The organism is Paenibacillus psychroresistens (assembly GCF_009728935.1).
Lineage (GTDB): Bacteria > Bacillota > Bacilli > Paenibacillales > NBRC-103111 > Paenibacillus_AC > Paenibacillus_AC psychroresistens.
Window position 1 is genome coordinate 3,654,529 of record NZ_CP034235.1, and the last position, 16,698, is coordinate 3,671,226.

General features: G+C 43.1%; 17 protein-coding genes. 16 read left to right on the forward strand and 1 reads right to left on the reverse strand.

The annotated features are described in order from the left end of the window. Position 1 precedes the first annotated feature (1 nt). From EHS13_RS16435 to EHS13_RS16445, 3 genes are read left to right on the forward strand one after another with little or no spacing between them, the layout of a single operon-like run. Positions 2-751 (forward strand): response regulator, encoded by a 750-nt coding sequence (locus EHS13_RS16435; protein ID WP_155701379.1) that lies wholly within the window; start codon positions 2-4, stop codon positions 749-751. A 15-nt stretch (positions 752-766) separates the two neighbouring features. Then, entirely contained in the window at positions 767-1,312 is a 546-nt protein-coding gene (locus tag EHS13_RS16440; protein WP_155705392.1) for a cysteine hydrolase family protein, read from the forward strand. Positions 1,313-1,317: 5 nt separating this feature from the next. Continuing rightward, complete coding sequence (locus tag EHS13_RS16445) at positions 1,318-2,784, forward strand: stalk domain-containing protein (RefSeq protein ID WP_155701380.1); 1,467 nt, start codon at positions 1,318-1,320, stop codon at positions 2,782-2,784. Positions 2,785-2,787: 3 nt separating this feature from the next. Here EHS13_RS16445 and EHS13_RS16450 read toward each other — a convergent pair whose 3' ends face one another. Beyond that, complete coding sequence (locus tag EHS13_RS16450; RefSeq protein WP_155701381.1) at positions 2,788-3,945, reverse strand: stalk domain-containing protein; 1,158 nt, start codon at positions 3,943-3,945, stop codon at positions 2,788-2,790. 125 nt (positions 3,946-4,070) lie between these two features. On the opposite strand from EHS13_RS16450, the gene EHS13_RS16455 reads away from it, so the two are divergent. The 13 genes from EHS13_RS16455 (at position 4,071) to EHS13_RS16515 (ending at position 16,690) form a co-directional block, all read left to right on the forward strand. Further along, positions 4,071-5,045, forward strand: a complete 975-nt coding sequence (locus tag EHS13_RS16455; RefSeq protein WP_155701382.1) for a phosphatidylglycerophosphatase A family protein — start codon at positions 4,071-4,073, stop codon at positions 5,043-5,045. Between the two features lie 53 nt (positions 5,046-5,098). Next, entirely contained in the window at positions 5,099-6,082 is a 984-nt protein-coding gene (locus tag EHS13_RS16460; protein ID WP_155701383.1) for a YpdA family putative bacillithiol disulfide reductase, read from the forward strand. 91 nt (positions 6,083-6,173) lie between these two features. Further along, on the forward strand, positions 6,174-7,016 hold the full coding sequence (locus EHS13_RS16465; RefSeq protein ID WP_155701384.1) for an alpha/beta hydrolase family protein: 843 nt from the start codon (positions 6,174-6,176) through the stop codon (positions 7,014-7,016). A gap of 288 nt (positions 7,017-7,304) precedes the next feature. Further along, positions 7,305-8,099: an ABC transporter permease gene (locus tag EHS13_RS16470; RefSeq protein ID WP_405083584.1), complete on the forward strand. Its 795-nt coding sequence runs from the start codon at positions 7,305-7,307 to the stop codon at positions 8,097-8,099. A 21-nt stretch (positions 8,100-8,120) separates the two neighbouring features. After that, positions 8,121-8,897, forward strand: a complete 777-nt coding sequence (locus EHS13_RS16475; RefSeq protein ID WP_155701386.1) for an ABC transporter ATP-binding protein — start codon at positions 8,121-8,123, stop codon at positions 8,895-8,897. A 22-nt stretch (positions 8,898-8,919) separates the two neighbouring features. After that, positions 8,920-9,759 carry an ABC transporter permease gene (locus EHS13_RS16480; RefSeq protein ID WP_405083585.1) on the forward strand — a complete coding sequence of 280 codons (840 nt, stop codon included), beginning with the start codon at positions 8,920-8,922 and terminating at the stop codon, positions 9,757-9,759. 25 nt (positions 9,760-9,784) lie between these two features. Further along, the gene (locus EHS13_RS16485) at positions 9,785-11,383 is read left to right on the forward strand and encodes an FAD-dependent oxidoreductase (protein WP_155701388.1); all 1,599 of its coding nucleotides are present in this window, start codon (positions 9,785-9,787) and stop codon (positions 11,381-11,383) included. Beyond that, positions 11,380-11,706, forward strand: coding sequence for a 4Fe-4S dicluster domain-containing protein (locus EHS13_RS16490; protein ID WP_155701389.1), 327 nt, complete (start codon positions 11,380-11,382; stop codon positions 11,704-11,706). Before EHS13_RS16485 ends, EHS13_RS16490 begins: the two co-directional genes overlap by 4 nt. Before the next feature lie 40 nt (positions 11,707-11,746). Further along, positions 11,747-12,811, forward strand: coding sequence for an ABC transporter substrate-binding protein (locus EHS13_RS16495; protein WP_155701390.1), 1,065 nt, complete (start codon positions 11,747-11,749; stop codon positions 12,809-12,811). Positions 12,812-12,882: 71 nt separating this feature from the next. Beyond that, the gene (locus tag EHS13_RS16500; protein ID WP_155701391.1) at positions 12,883-13,533 is read left to right on the forward strand and encodes a nitroreductase family protein; all 651 of its coding nucleotides are present in this window, start codon (positions 12,883-12,885) and stop codon (positions 13,531-13,533) included. Then, entirely contained in the window at positions 13,530-15,134 is a 1,605-nt protein-coding gene (locus tag EHS13_RS16505) for an FAD-dependent oxidoreductase (RefSeq protein WP_155701392.1), read from the forward strand. The genes EHS13_RS16500 and EHS13_RS16505 overlap by 4 nt, the downstream gene beginning before the upstream one ends. Further along, complete coding sequence (locus tag EHS13_RS16510) at positions 15,131-15,475, forward strand: 4Fe-4S dicluster domain-containing protein (protein WP_155701393.1); 345 nt, start codon at positions 15,131-15,133, stop codon at positions 15,473-15,475. Before EHS13_RS16505 ends, EHS13_RS16510 begins: the two co-directional genes overlap by 4 nt. A 3-nt stretch (positions 15,476-15,478) precedes the next feature. Beyond that, positions 15,479-16,690 carry an MFS transporter gene (locus EHS13_RS16515; protein WP_155701394.1) on the forward strand — a complete coding sequence of 404 codons (1,212 nt, stop codon included), beginning with the start codon at positions 15,479-15,481 and terminating at the stop codon, positions 16,688-16,690. Positions 16,691-16,698: the final 8 nt, after the last annotated feature.

Genomic DNA, 16,698 nt, shown 5'->3' on the forward strand with positions numbered 1-16,698 from the left:
AATGGCTACTATTCTTATTGTAGATGATTCAATTCTTATGCGGAGAAATTTAAGAGTGCTCTTGGCTGAAGCGGGACATGAAGTGGTTGCGGAGGCTTCTAATGGAATGGAAGGCTACCGGGAATATGCCAAGCATTTACCCGATTTAGTAACGATGGATATTACGATGCCGATTATGAGCGGCTTGGATTCGCTGAAGAAGATTATTGCTACCTATCCCAATGCCAAAGTCGTCATGATCAGCGCCTTGGATCAGAAAAGTATGGTTTTCGAAGCTATTCAGAATGGCGCCATGCATTATATCCTCAAGCCAATCACTTTGGAGAAAATGCTGATGACTATTAATACTGTACTTGATTTGCCTCAGGATAAACGCGAAGGAGATTCAATCGAGGACGGGAAGCTCTTGGCAGCCAGCAAGTTCGATCAGCCGTTTGTGATTGATAATAAAAATGGGATTTTTATCATTACCGTATATCCTAATTTGGATGAGGTTTCAATGAGTTCGATTAATACAGCGATGCAGGGCTTTTTATTCATTAAACCTTTAAAGGTCGTGTTTCATTTTGAACTGGAAACTTTAACCGATTTAGAATTAAAGAGCTTTACAGATTATATCCTTGCTATTAAAGCAGCCGGTGGTATGGTTGGTATAGTCTGTCCAAATCTGCGCTTAATTCGTCAGATGAAATCCAAGGACGCCGATCTTTTTGCGAAAATTTATACCGATATTAAAGAAATTGTGATGTAAGGAGATGATAGCGTGATGCAGAAAACCGCTTTATTAATTATTGATGTCCAAACGGCAATGTTTACGTACGAGAATTTCAAGCTATTCAATGAGCAACAAATTCTGGCCAATTTATTGCAGCTTGTAGAGAAAGCTCGTTCATCCCAAATCCCAGTGATTTTTATTCAACATACAAGCTCCGATGAAACCGATGAATTCTATCGAGGGAGTTCAACCTGGGAGATCTACCCAATGCTGTCGCCGAGAGCAGATGAGCTTATTATTCAGAAAACAACCTGGGATGCGTTTCATCTCACTCCATTACATGAAGAGCTGCAGAAGCTTGAGATTGAGCATTTAATAATAGCAGGCATGCAAACCGAATTTTGTCTGGATACTAGCTGCAGAAGAGCTTTTAGTATGGGCTATCAGAATGTTCTGGTCCAAGATGCGCATAGTACTTTTGATGGCAGGATCCTCACAGCCGGTCAAATTATTCAGCATCATAATGCTATTATTGGCGGACGGTTTGCTAAATTGAAAACAACAAGCGAGCTGATAGAGCAAGAAATGGGGAGGTAAGCATCATGCAGCTCAATACGAGGATCAGGGGTGCTAAACGGATTGTTGGCATAACGATCCTTGGGTTTTCTGTCGGGCTTGGAGCTTCCATACCAACCACCATCAGCGCCAGCAGTTCAGTTAGTTATAAATCTCAGTCTGTTACCTATCAAGGTAAGGCTTTTACGGTTCAAATGGTTACAGTCGATCTTAAAGATCCTTATTTACGTGTGATGCCAGTTGTTGCTGATGCTGGAGTCGGGCATGTCGAGGATTTCGCTTCAATGCTTAGTAGCAATGATGCAGTTGCAGGGATAAACGGTACATTTTTTGACGCATATGAAGAGAATGCGACAATTAGATATCCCAATGGTTTATTGGTTGGCTCGGGTGAGATTATTCATTCTGGTGCGAATCAATCATTATCAGTTGGGATAGACAAGCTTCCACAAATTGAATATCTCAAAACAGAGATGAAGATCCATATCACACATTCAGATGGAACCCAATATACATTTTCTCCATGGGGAGTGAATAAATATTACGGTGCTGCTGTATTGGATCAAGTCAATTTATATACAACTGAATTCGGCAAGTCAGTAGCTTTCACCAAAGGAACCAAAATCGTGATTGCGGATCAAGTGATCAAGCAAATTACGACTAATACAGCTGCAATTCCTACCAATGGGCAAGTTATATTCGTCGGGAATACGGACTCCAATCTTAAATATATTGTATCGAAGCTCCATGTTGGTGATAAGGCTGAGCTCGAAGCTACTGTAAAAAAAGCCAATGAAACACTCAGCAGCGAAAACTGGGAGGCTGCTATTGGCGTGGGACCTAAGCTTTTAACCAATGGAAAAGTCGATATCGATTATAAACGAGATGGTTTTACCGATCCTAAGATAACCACAAACGCCAACGCGCGCAGCTTTGTAGGAGTAGATAAAAGTAAAAAACTTGTGCTAGGTACAATTTCAGCAGCAACTGCTTCAGATATGGCGAATGTGTTATTGAAGCTAGGCTTAACAGATGCGATGAATATGGACGGAGGCGCAAGCTCTGCGCTTTATTACGAAGGTTCGATGAAGCGCACGCCAAGTCGCTTGTTAAGTAATGCTTTGGTTGTTAGGCGTTATAAGGAGCCGCAGGTTCAAGTTACGGTAAATGGCCAATTCATTGACGAATTTCGCGGCTATGTATATAAGGAAAAAACGATGGTACCGTTTCGCGGGATTTTTGAACGCATTCAAGCAGAATTCAAATGGGATGAAGCTAAACGCGTGCTAACCGCTAAAAAGGGCGAAACAACACTCGTGCTTCGCCCAGATGATCGAATAGCGGAAGTAAATGGCTTGCCTGTAACCTTGGATGTGGCACCGACAATTCGCGAAGGGCATATATATATTCCACTGCGATTTGTTGCAGAAACCTTGGGAGCCAAGGTTACCTGGGATCCAATCCTTTACCGTGCTCTATTAAGCATCGAATAAAGCTCATTTCACAATTTCTCCAGTAAGCACGGCTTCGAAATCGGAGCCTTTTACTTTGCCCAGCTCGTGAAGGTCATCATCATCCCAACGTTTATCGGGTGCGCCGCTTACATACCAATTGCTGCCATTATCTGCGACAATCATCCCATAGGTTTTCATGGCACGGAGGATAGCTTGATTGATTTTGGAATATTTCGTGATATCGAAATCTGCTTTCAAGCGTATTCTTAGACCCATTGGCGGCAGGCTTGCTTTAGTATCACTGGATGCATAATGTGTCGCTGGCAGGATAAATGCTTTCTGGGTTTTGCTAACTGTAAAGCGAATAGCATGATTGATTTCGCCTGATGCAGCCTCATCATAACGTACGAGTCCAGGGAAGATGGGCAAGCCTGCTGCATCTGCGGAGGTCCAATATTTGGTCCTTAAAGCATTCGACTTCAAATCCCATTTAGCTCCATTAGACGCTGTCCATCCTGTTGCTGTCGGGTGAGCATTATAGAGCTCATATAGCAATTGATTATCGCGATCAACAACAATCACATGCCTGTCGCCATCCCCATTAGGTCCGCCTTCAATTGGGGCATTCAACGGAATCGGATAGGGGCCAGGATCACTTTCGTCCCCATAATCGGTAAATTGGATTTTGACTTTGGGCTGATCTTTGCCGACGATTGTATAAGGAATACCAATTGGCGCACCATCCCAGACCGTTCCGAAATCGGCATGCAGTCCTGTTGTTAAGCCGATGGAGCCGAGGTAATCAACAGATTTAGTATGAACAGGCAGCTTAGAGATATCTGTATTCCATGGATTATTGGCTGGGAAGACTTGAATATTACCCATGGGTGTTTGTGGTTTCGATGCCCCTGTGTTCTCAGGCTTTAAGCCAACATAGACAGAGGTATTGGGCTCGTCCCAGTAGACTGGCTTATCCAATGATTCAGAAAGAAATCGTAGAGGAACATATAGCTTATCCTTGTATAGGAAGCCTTGTGTGCCATCGGTCGGCGTTTTCTTCACGCCATCGAAGAAATATTGAACAGGACGAAAATAAACGTCAATTCCAACTGAAGTTGCTGCATAGGTCATTCCAGAGAAAAAGAGCGCACCGCAGACAAAACCAATTGTTAAATGCTTGACTCGAGCCATTTTACGCAATATAAAAACCTCCTAAAAATCAATGATGGATTTGTAAGTATACTACTTTCTTCGACATTTAGCGCGGATATCCTTTGTGCTATAATGAAAGGTGTTAGGAAGAACCCCTAGAGGAGCTGAAGGAAATGAAATCATTTTTAGCTGACAAAGAGCATACTTTTTCCGATTTACTTGCGGAATTATATACGTTTTACCCCAAACAAGAGATCATGCTGGCGGTCATTCAATTGCTGCATAGTGTCAAAACAATCCCTGTAGAATTAACCGATGTTGAACTAGCCTTGAATGCTGTGCTTAAAAAAACCGAGACATATTCGGTATTATTAACCTTAATGGAGCTGGAAAAGAAAGCAGAAGTGGATGAGGTTTTACAGGAAAGCATGAAACATCCTTCCTATAACCAGCATCGGACGATTGCATTGAATATCTGTCATATGTATAGCTCTGGCGCTGTTAGTTTTTTTGGTTATGTGGATTGCACCTTTCGCAGCTTTTTCCCGCAAAAGCACCCAAAAAGCTTTATTGCCAAAGGGGTTTGTGCATTAATTGCTTGTACCGCAGAGGTCTTGGTAACTGGCATCGTTCAAGATTATACTGAAGAGAACCTCGCTATTCTATTACGTCGCGGTGTGACCTTGAATCATCTTGTTGATATGGTTTTCATTCTCCAAAAGCCTTATAATTCGGAGCTGACTTTTGAGGATTGTAAAGGTCATGTATTAGGCGTGCTTCGCAAACAGCAAACCTTTCATACAATTCAGCTTTGTGCACAAATCGATGAAGGCGTGGAGCAAAACGAGTTTGGTGCGCAATTTCAAGCAATAGTTGCTAATGATGAGGGCTTATACGGTGTAGACGAGGCCGTGAACATATCAATTTCAATGATGTATGGGATGATTGCCATTACGAATTTTGGTTATTTGGATAAATCCAAGCCTGGCATCATTGGTGAGCTTGATCGCGATCACTCAAACGGCAAATGCAATACATTTATGGATGATACCGTTTGTGCCTTAGTTTCGGCAAGCTGTGCAAGGCTAGCGCATAATCATGTTAATACCCAATCCAAGCCCAATTATGATTTAAACCCGATTGACTAGTATTAATATATAATAAACTAACATTTCAACAAGTACGAGTATAGGAGTCTATCATGAGGGACGTTATCATTGTCGGGGCGGGTCCGTGTGGGATATCCGCCGCTATTGAATTGCAGTTAATACAGCTCCAATCGCTGATTATTGAGAAGAACTCGATCGTTCACTCGATTTATATGTATCCGACCTATATGTCCTTTTTCAGTACGCCTGAATTACTGGAGATTGGGAATATCCCGTTTACTACACCTAATGAGAAGCCAACACGCACTGAAGCCTTGGTTTATTATCGCAATGTTGCTAAACATTATAAGCTTGCCATTCAACCTTATGAAGCGGTAATCGCGATTAATCAGCTCGGTGACCATTTTGAGGTGCAAACCCTTAATCGTTTTCAAGAAACCAGCAGCTATGAAGCTCGTCATGTTGTGATAGCCTTAGGGTATTTTGAACAGCCGAATTTATTGAATATACCCGGAGAAAGTCTTAGTAAGGTGACTCATTACTTCCGTGAAGCCCATCCCTATACAGGGATGAAGGTTGCGATTATTGGCGGGAGCAACTCTGCTGTAGATGCAGCTTTAGAGCTTAATCGGGTGGGGGCGGAAGTGACGGTCATCTATCGCGGAGAAGGTATTTCTACTAGCATTAAGCCATGGGTACGACCCCATTATGAAAGCTTGGTGAAAAAAGGCACAATCCGAATGTTGTTTCAAGCCAACGTCAAGCAAATCGACCCTCGCAGTATAACCATCCAAACGGATACTGAAACAGTAACCCTTGAAAATGATTTTGTGCTGGCGCTCACAGGCTTTCGTCCTAACCGAAAGCTCTTGGAAGAGGCGGGAGTCCGCATGCAGCCTGGGGGAGACAAGCCTGAGCATAATCCGGAAACTATGGAAACCAATGTCAAGGGATTATACATTGCTGGCGTTATAGCCTCAGGTGAAAATGCGAATGAAGTGTTTATTGAAACCGGTCGTTTTCATGGCAGATTAATTGCTCAGGATATAGCGGAAAAATTAGCGGATTCTCGTTAGAAATTTATTGATAAATTTGGATGAGTTGCACGATTCCCTTGGTAAGTTTAGTATATAACTACCATACTAAATTAAAGGGGAGTTTTCGCAAATGAGCCTAATAAACGTGATAACGGAGCATTTTGAAATTAAGCTTGGAGATGATTTAACGGTTCGTGGAGAAACGAAAGCCTTACAGGATAATCAGCAAAAACCAATCTTGCTCGTCAGTCATGGCTTCAAGGCTTTTAAAGATTGGGGCTTTTTTCCCTATATTACCGATTGGTTTGCAGAGCGTGGTTTTTATACGGTTCATTTTAATTTCTCGCGCAATGGAGTAAACGTAACGGATTTTGATGAGTTAGCTAAGTTTGCCGACAATACATATTCACAAGATCAGCGGGACATAGATGCGATCGTGGAGCAGATTACTGAGGGGAGCTTACCACAATCGGCTGGTGCAGATAAGCAATGCATTTATTTGCTGGGACATAGTCGAGGCGGTGCAAACAGCTTAATTTATGCGTTAGACCATCCTGAAATTAAAGCAGTCGTGACTTGGAATGGCAGTGCCAATCCGAATTTATTCGATGATGTCTTCGAGGCTGAGGTCAGAGAGAAAGGAATTGCGTATACGGAGAATGCCCGAACCAAGCAACAAATGCCGATAACCGCAGCCTTTTTCAATGATTTAGCAGAGAATCGCCAACGCTTTGATATCATTGGCCGTTTTGCAAATTTGGCTATTCCTGCGCTAATTCTTCAAGGAGATAAGGATTTCAATCGCTTGTTATACGGCGCAAGTAAATTGCGTGAAGCTGCGCCTCAGCAAACACACCTAAGCATTCCAGGTGGTACGCACACTTTCGGTGCTGTACATCCTTTTGCGGGAACAACTCCATATCTAGAAGACGCTTTAGCGAAAACCTATAATTTTTTGGCAAATATAGATTGACAAGATCACACTAGTCGAGTTAATATAATAACCAAGTAAACTTATTGGAATTAAATAGTATGATAACGCGCCATTAACCGACTAGATAACTAGAGGATTGGATTTCAGCATTTAAGCTGGAATCTGATCCTTTTTTTACAGGGAAAATTGCATAAAGACAACAGTCGACCGTTTGAACGGAGACATTTTCTGTTACTAAGAGAATGTCTCTTTTTGATGGGTTAGAAGGGGGAGCTTAAGCAAATGAGTATTCAATCATCCGAAATACAAACAGCCCAAGTTGGAAAAATGCTTTTGAACAAGAACTCTATTTTTAAAAAGCTATTTATGCCATGGATCTTAGGTGCGATCTTTCCATTCGCTGTTCTGCTAACGTGGCAAGTGCTGGGGGATTTGGGGTATATTTCAAATTTATTGTTTCCAACACCGTATACAATCTTTAAAGCTTTGAAAAAGCTGATCGTTTCAGGGGAATTATTCGAACATTTGCAAATTAGTGTAATTCGAGTTATTGGAGGGTTTGCGTTAGGCGGCAGTTTGGGTCTTGCCTTTGGATTATTTGTTGGTTTGTTTAAAAGAACTGAAAAGTCGCTAAATCCTTCGATCCAAATGATCCGAATGATTCCAGCGATGGCTGTAGCTCCATTGTTTATCCTCTGGTTTGGATTTGGAGAAGCTTCAAAAATTTATCTGATTGCAAAAGGCGCCTTTTTCCCCCTGTACATTAATACCTTTATTGGCATCCGTAATGTAGATAATAAATTCTTTGAAGTTGCAAAAATTCTAGAGTTCAGTAAGTTCAAGCAAATTATCCGCTTAATAATTCCGGCAGCTTTACCTAATATTCTGTTAGGTGTACGAATTTCATTGGGTGTCGCTTGGCTGGGTTTAGTCGTTGCTGAGCTGATTGGTGCTTCTGAAGGAATTGGTTATCTAATGTCAGACGCAAGGCAGTTTGGTAAAACACCTGTGGTTTTTGTGGGGATTCTGATGTTTGCAATCGTTGGAATTATTACGGATACTGCGGTTCGCTTATTAGAAAGAAAATTATTAAGCTGGCAGGATAATTACCGAGGCCAATAAATACAAGCTGGGGGGATATTCATGAGCGCTTTATTATTAGAAATCAGCCAATTAAATCGAAAATTTGAAACCTCAAATGGAAATGTGCAAGCCTTAGAAGGAATAAATCTAAACATTAATGCAGGCGAGTTTATTACGGTGATTGGACCTAGTGGATGTGGGAAAAGCACGCTCCTAAAAATAATTGCAGGTTTAGATATACAGCATAGCGGCAGTGTCAAATTGGAGAATCAACAAGTGGCAGGACCTGGGATTGATAAAGGCTTTATATTTCAAGAGCCGCGGTTATTCCCATGGTTGACTGTAGAAAAGAATATAGCAGCAGATTTATCGTTAAGAAATCCGCAGATTCGGCAAAAAGTCGATGAGTTGATAGAGCTGGTTAAGCTGAAAGGCTTTGAAAAATCTTATCCCCGAGAGCTCTCTGGCGGGATGGCTCAGCGAGTTGCCATTGCACGTGCATTATTGAGAAACCCGAAGGTGCTGCTGCTCGACGAGCCTTTTGGCGCCCTTGATGCATTCACAAGATCGCATATGCAGGATGTATTATTGGATATTTGGCAGAAGAACAAAACGACGATGATTTTTGTAACACATGATATCGATGAAGCTATTTATCTAGCTAATCGTGTGGTGGTGCTAAAGCCTAGACCTGGCTCGATACGACGTATATTTCCAATTGATTTGCCTTATCCGCGCAAAAGGTCAAATGTGTCTTTTCAGGAATTCAGATTTAAGATTTTGAACGAATTCGAGAAAATTGAAGAGCTTGAATTGATAGACAGCTCGGGAATTTAGTAAGGAGTGAGATTCGATGAGTATCCAAACGGAAGCTATTGCACAGCGGCTGCATTCCACAAAAGCTTCGAAGCGAGTTTTAACAAAGTTTAAGTTAAATAATCACATTTCTTCTTTATTGGTCGGTGCTATTTTACCCCTTTTCGTCTTGGTGGTGTGGCAGGTTTTAGGTGAATTCGGTTTAATTTCGGAGCTATTCCTGCCAACACCGCTAGTAATAGCTGCAGCATTTAAAAAATTGCTCTTGAGCGGGGAGCTGTGGATTCATGTGCGAATTAGTTTAATTCGTGCTGGTAGTGGATTTTTAGTTGGGGGCAGCCTTGGTTTGTTGTTTGGGCTTCTAGTCGGCTTATTCCGTCAAACGGAAAGAATTCTCGATCCAACCATTCAAGTCCTGAGATTAATTCCGTATCTGGCCACTGCGCCGCTAATTATCCTCTGGTTTGGTTTTGATGAAACCTCAAAGGTAGTGATTATTGCAAATGGATGCTTTTTCCCTTTATACGTGAATGCATTCTTGGGGATCCGAAATGTGGATAATAAGCTGTTTGAGGTAGCTAAGGTGCTGCAGTTCAATCGCTTTAAACAAATCACTCGTTTGATTCTGCCCGCTTCGTTGCCCAATATCTTCTTGGGAGTACGGATATCCATGGGAATCGCATGGATCGGTTTAGTTGTTGCTGAACTAATAGGCTCGCAATCGGGTGTAGGCTTTCTTATCCTCCAGGCCAAACAAGATTCGGATGTACCTATTATTTTCGTAGGGATCTTGATTTTTGCAGTTGTCGGTGGATTGACAGATTGGATTGTCCGAGTAGCAGAGCGTAGATTTCTTAAATGGCAGGATAGCTTTCAAGGCTAAAGTAAATCACTAGGAGGTCATTTAAATGAGTCATTTATTAGGAACCAGCATTCAACTTGAGGCAGATGTATTGATTATTGGGGGAGGACCTGCGGGTACATGGGCGGCTATTACAGCTGCAGCTTCAGGCACCAAGGTTGTATTAGTTGATAAAGGATATTGTGGCTCAAGCGGTGCTACTGCACCATCCGGAACAGGGGTATGGTATGTGAAGCCGGATAAGCAAGAGCGGGATGAAGCTAAGAATAGCCGTTATGATTTAGGCGGGCAATTGGCCGATAAAGCGTGGATGGATCGTGTGCTGGATCGTACCTATGGCAATATGAATAAGCTTGCTGATTGGGGGTATCCATTTCCATTAGATGATGAAGGGAACCAATATCGTCGTGGCCTTCAAGGACCCGAATATATGAAGCTGATGCGTCAATTGGTTAAAAAAGCCGGGGTTACGATTCTGGATCACAGTCCTGCATTGGAATTGCTGGCAGATGATCATGGAGTTGGAGGAGCGTCAGGGGTGCAAACCCAAACCGGTAATACGTGGAGGGTTACAGCAGGAGCCGTAATAATTGCTACCGGCGGCTGTGCCTTCTTAAGTAAAGCGCTCGGCTGCAATGTATTAACAGGTGATGGCTACTTGATGGCGGCTGAAGCTGGTGCAGATATGTCAGGTATGGAATTTTCTAATGCCTATGCTATTGCGCCAACCTTCTCATCGGTTACAAAAACAGCCTATTATCGATATGCTTCCTTTTATTATAAGGATGGAACGGTTATCGAGGGGGCGGGTTCAACGAAAGGCCGTTCCGTGATTGCAAGAACGTTATTGTCGGAGCCCGTTTATTGCAAACTGGATAAAGCAACAGATGAGCTGAAACCTTTATTGCGAACAGCGCAAACGAATTTCTTTTTACCTTTTGATAGACTAGGGATTGATCCATTCACTCAAATGTTTCCAGTAACTTTGCGTTTAGAGGGGACGGTTAGAGGTACAGGTGGTATCCATATTACAGACGAAACCTGCGCTACTAAGGTTCCTGGCTTGTATGCAGCAGGCGATGCGGCTACTCGCGAAATGATTTGTGGTGGTTTTACAGGTGGCGGCAGTCATAATGCTGCATGGGCGATGTCTTCAGGCTCATGGTCTGGCGAAGCGGCAGCTAATTATGCCCGTAAGCTTGGTGAACAAGCGGCAACTAGAAATGTAAAAGGACTTTCATCTACTAATCTAGGTAAATCAGGCGCGCAGGAAGCTCCGTCGAAAGCAGCCGAATATACACGTGCTGTCCAAGATGAAGCGACACCCTATGAAATTAATTTGTTCCGCACGGAAGAGAAATTAAAAATCTCGCTTCAACGGCTGGATCAGGTTTGGCAGGATATCCGCAATGATGCTGCACCTACGCAAGCTGAAGCTGTTAAATCTCGCGAAGCTGCTGCAATGACGGCAACTGCCCGTTGGATGTATAGCTCTGCGCTTGCGCGTACAGAAACCAGAGGCATGCATAAACGCGAGGATTTTCCGCAGCAGGATGGACAGCAGAAGAGCCGTTTGCTGAGTGGAGGTTTAGACAAGGTTTGGGTTAAACCTATTCCAGCCCAGAAGGAGGCTGTTACCCAATGATTCAACTCGTCAGCGAAACCAAATGTATCGAATGCAACATTTGTGTATCGGTCTGTCCAACAAATGTGTTTGACCGCATAGAGGGCGGCATTCCGGTAATTGCTCGTCAATCGGATTGCCAAACCTGTTTTATGTGTGAATTATATTGTCCAGCAGATGCACTTTATGTAGCGCCTAATCTGGAAAGTAATGTGGAATTAAACGAAACCGATTTAGAAGAGCTAGGGCTATTAGGCGGCTATAGAGAAAAAGTAGGCTGGGGACGCGGTAGAAAGCCCGTTTCGATTTCCGATGATTTCTACAAATTAGCCAAGTTAATGTAATAGTAAAAAATGGGATACACCATGAGAGGGGTAATTTAAAATGAAACATGTTCAAGCAAAAAAAGGGGTAAGTCGGTTTAAAATTCTTAGTTTATCAATCGGATTAGTAGCTTTATTGCTTATTCAAGCTTGCGGCAACAAAGATACTACGGATACGGCTGATTCGGCTGATTCGGCTGCACCAGCGGCATCAGCAGCAACACAAGATTCTGCTGCACCTGCAAAAACGGACATACCAAAAGCTTTACACATTGGTTATATTGGCGCAAGCTCAGTTAACTTGCCAAGCTTAGCTGAAGGCTGGGGCTTTAAAAGTGGTATTATTTCCGATGAATTAAAAAAACAAGGCATTACCGAGATTACCTTTACAGGCTTTCCGAATGGCCCGGATTTAACGGAATCCTTGATTAGCGGCAGACTGGATGTTGGATTATTAGGTGATACGCCAGCCATACTTGCTCGTTCAAATGGAGCCAAAACAAGGCTAATTGCACAGCAAGTTGTGGTCTTAGACGCTTATATTATAGGTAAAAAAGGTGGCGTAAAAACCATTGCTGAGTTAAAAGGCAAAAAAGTAGCAACACAAAAAGGCTCTTATATGCACCGTTATGCTGCAGGATTACTAAAGGAACAAAATGTTGATGTGAAATTAATTCATTTGCTGGCTCCAGATGCTGAAGCAGCTCTAGTTAAAGGTGATATTGAAGCAACGACAGTTGCATCAGCGAATGCAGTCAAGCTTATTGCACAAGGCTACCCTGTTCTGGACCATGAAGCGGATCATGCTAATCTTGTCGGAACCAGTACAACGGTCGTAACGGAAGATTATTTAAGCAAATTCCCAGGATTCCCTAAGCTGTGGAATGATCTACGCAAGCAGTCATTAGCCGATTTAAAAACAAAAGAAGACGACTATTATAAATTTGCTACAAGCTTAGGCAAACTGCCAGAGGAAACTGTCAGACAAGCAAGCCCGATAAGCTCAATTGCCGAAGAACCCTTTTCAGATGCTGGGATTCAATTGCTCGAGGGCACTAAGAAATTTCTAATTGAAGAAAAATTAGCAGAAAATGATTTTGATTTAAATGCTTGGATTTTAAAGTAATTTGATTTAAATAATAGAGGCTTTCCTGCTTATGGGAGGCCTTTCAGTCATTAGGAAGGTAGGAGATAGTAATGAGTAATTCCTCATATCAAACATTTGATCCAACAGAAAAGCTTTTTGAGATTGTTGAATTGAATCGCAAATCGGAGCATGCTGTTAGCCCGCTGTTTTTGAACCGCTGGTCACCGCGCTCTTATACAGAGCAGAAGGTTACAAAAGCGGATTTAAACCGTATTCTGGAAGCGGCACGTTGGGCTCCTTCAGCAAGCAACCTGCAGCCATGGCGTTTTTATATTGCTGCTTCGGAAGAGCAGCTTTTAACCTTCCAGCAATTTATTAAACCTAATAATCGATTATGGACAGACCATGCACCAGTATTGGTGCTATTAACTTCGGCAAAGCTTAATGCCGTTGGTGAGCCAAGCTTGGCACATGCTTTTGATACAGGGGCTGCTTGGGCTCAACTGGCTTTGCAAGCAACACTGCTGGGATTGGTCACACATGCGGTTGGTGGATTCGATAGAGACAAGGCTCGTGAGCTATTACAGGTACCCGATGATTTTGAGATTCATGCGATTATTACTATTGGATATCAAGGCAATAAAGAGGACTTAGCAGAGGCTCTGCAAGAGCGTGAAAAACCAAATAATCGGCGTCCATTATCGGAGAGCATTGTGGAATGGAAAATAGATCATAACATCGGAAAAGAGGCAACAATATGAGCGAACAATCAAACGGGATTAACTTAAAAGCAGATGTACTAGTGCTAGGCGGAGGTCCGGCAGGCGCCTGGGCAGCTATTACCGCTGCAACAAATGGAGCTAAAGTTATCTTAGTGGATAAAGGCTATTGCGGCAGCAGTGGTGCTACCGCTCCTTCAGGAACAGGGGTTTGGTATGTCCCTCCCAAGGCAAATGAACGTGAAGAAGCCATGAGAAGCCGTGAAGCATTAGGCGGTTATTTGGCTGATCGCGGCTGGATGACCAGAGTATTGAATCAAACCTATTCGAATATCAATTGGCTGGCTGAAGCGGGCTACCCATTTCCGGTAGATGATGATGGCAATCCATTTCGCCGCAGCTTGCAAGGTCCTGAATACATGCGTTTAATGCGTAAACAGGTGCAAAAGGCTGGTGTTCATATATTGGATCATAGTCCAGCGCTAGAATTGCTTGCTGATGAGCATGGAGTTGGCGGTGCCAAAGGAATTCAAACGCAAAAAGCAGATGCTCCTTGGACAGTTCATGCGGGTGCAGTAGTTATTGCGACTGGTGGTTGTGCCTTTTTAAGCAAGGCTTTAGGCTGTAATGTGCTTACTGGCGATGGTTATTTACTAGCTGCTGAAGCGGGAGCCGAGTTTTCTGGAATGGAATTCTCCAATGCTTATTCACTAGCTCCTGCTTTTGCTTCTGTAACCAAATCAGCTTTTTATAATTGGGCTACATTTACCTACGAAGATGGCTCAGTTATTGAAGGGGCTGGCTCACAAAGAGGCCGATCGATCATTGCCAAAACACTATTAACACAGCCGGTTTACGCTAAGCTGGATAAAGCAGATGAAAGCATGAAGGTATGGATGCGCAGAGCACAGCCTAACTTCTTCCTGCCATTTGATCGAGCCGGTATTGATCCTTTTAGCAAAAGATTTGCGGTAACCCTGCGTCTGGAAGGCACTGTTCGCGGTACTGGCGGTATCCATATTGTTGATGAAAGCTGTGCAACTAAAGTGCCAGGGCTTTATGCAGCAGGGGATGCAGCTACACGTGAATTGATCTGTGGTGGATTTACAGGCGGCGGCAGCCATAATGCGGCTTGGGCGATGTCATCCGGTTTCTGGTCTGGTGAAGGTGCAGCCATCTATGCTCAGAAGCTAGGTGAAAATGCAGCGCAAAGAAATTTAAAGAGTGTAACTCAATCGAGTTTTCAAGCACGTTCAGGCTTTAAGGATTCAGCTTCTATCCCTGAGATTATTAAAGCCGTTCAGGATGAGGTTTATCCGTATGATAAAAATTTATTCCGCTCTGAAACAGGTCTTCGCGATTCATTAGGACGTTTGGATCAGGTTTGGGATGAGGTTAAAGAAGGTATCGCTTCGTTTAGAACGACTTCATTAAAAGCTACAGAAGCTACAGCTATGGCAGTTACGGCAAGGTGGATGTATACGACAGCGCTTGAACGCAAGGAAACACGCGGGATGCATCGTCGTACGGATCATCCAGGCCAGAATTCGGATCAGCAGCATCGTTTTATTACTGGTGGTTTAGATAAGATTTGGGTGAAACCAGAAAGCACTTCAACTCAGGCGGAGGTGTTCACCATATGATTGAATTGGTAAGCGAAGAACGTTGTATTGAATGTAACATATGTGTATCCGTATGCCCAACCAATGTATTCGATAAAACTTCAGGCGGGATTCCTGTAATCGCACGTCAAAGTGATTGCCAAACCTGCTTTATGTGTGAAGTTTATTGTCCGGCTGATGCTTTATATGTAGCACCAGAGGTCGATGAGTCGCTAGCCTTTTCGGAGCAATTGCTTGGGGAGAATGGCATACTTGGGAGCTATAGAGAGCAGCTCGGTTGGGGTCATGGACGCAAATCTACAGCTAAGCTAGACGGTTCCTATGAAATGTATAAAGCTATGTACCACAAAGCTACGGATTAGATAATGGGAAGCTGGCGCAAGCAATTTAGTTTTCTTTTGATCGTGCAATTTACAGTCATGACTGCACATGGCATGTTTATACCCATATTGCCTGCTTATCTAATCGAGATTGGTGGGCTTAACAGCGATCAGCTCTTGGTGTGGAGCGGGCTAATTTTCGGAGCTAATTTCCTATCGATGATGATTGCCATGCCGCTTTTAGGCAAGATAGGGGATAGATATGGACAGAAGCCCGTGATGATTTGGTCTGGATTTGGCATGGTGATTGTTACTTTTCTGATGTTTTTTGCCCAACACCCCCTTGATTTGGTGATCTTGCGCTTTATCCAGGGGTGTTTCACGGGTATTCTACCATTTACGATGGTTTTAGTTGTGCTTGGATCACCTAAAGAGAAAGTAGGAGTCTCCGTAGGAAGCTTGCAAATGGCTGGTGAGCTCGGCTCTGTGATTGGTCCATTGCTGGGTGGAGCACTATTAATCTTCTTGCATGCAAAATCTGTAATGCCGATGATGAGCTTTTTCATTCTGCTTGGTTCCTTATGCGTACTTTGGTTTATTAAAGAACCGGAACGAACAGTTCATGTTTTGCCCAAGCAGAACTTAATCGAGGATTGGAGGCAGGTTTGGCAAACCAGACCCTTTCAGCAGCTGCTGATTTCTGCTTTTTGCATCAATTTTGCTTTAGTGGGAACAAGTCCGATCATTCATTTCTATATTAAGCAATCATCCCATCTTATATGGAGTGAAGCGCTAAGTATTGGCATAGCACTTGCGGCAACTTCGCTAGCAGTCATCCTATTCTCACCGCTGCTAGGAAAGCTTGCAGATCGTATCGGTCCCTTGCCGCTTCTAAAAATAGCGACGTTTGCTGCTGCTATCCTAGGCTTTACGCAAATGTATGTTCATTCCTATCTGAGCATTCTTATTTGCAGGTTTCTCCTTGGCTTATGTGTAGCTGCTATGATTCCGAATATCCAAGCGCAAATTCGCCGGTATATGAAGCCAGGAATGGAAAGCAGAACCTTTATGATTAGCAATTCATGGATGTTTATGGGAAGTTTATTAGGACCTTTACTGAGTGGAGAGATTACGGCGATCTTAGGGGTTAATGGTTGGTTCGGCGTCACAGGCTGCATTTTCGCTATCAGCTGCTGGCAGGCTTTTCGAATTGGACGGACGGCCTATGTCCACAAGCCAAGCTACAATCCAAACTGAAAATAGGT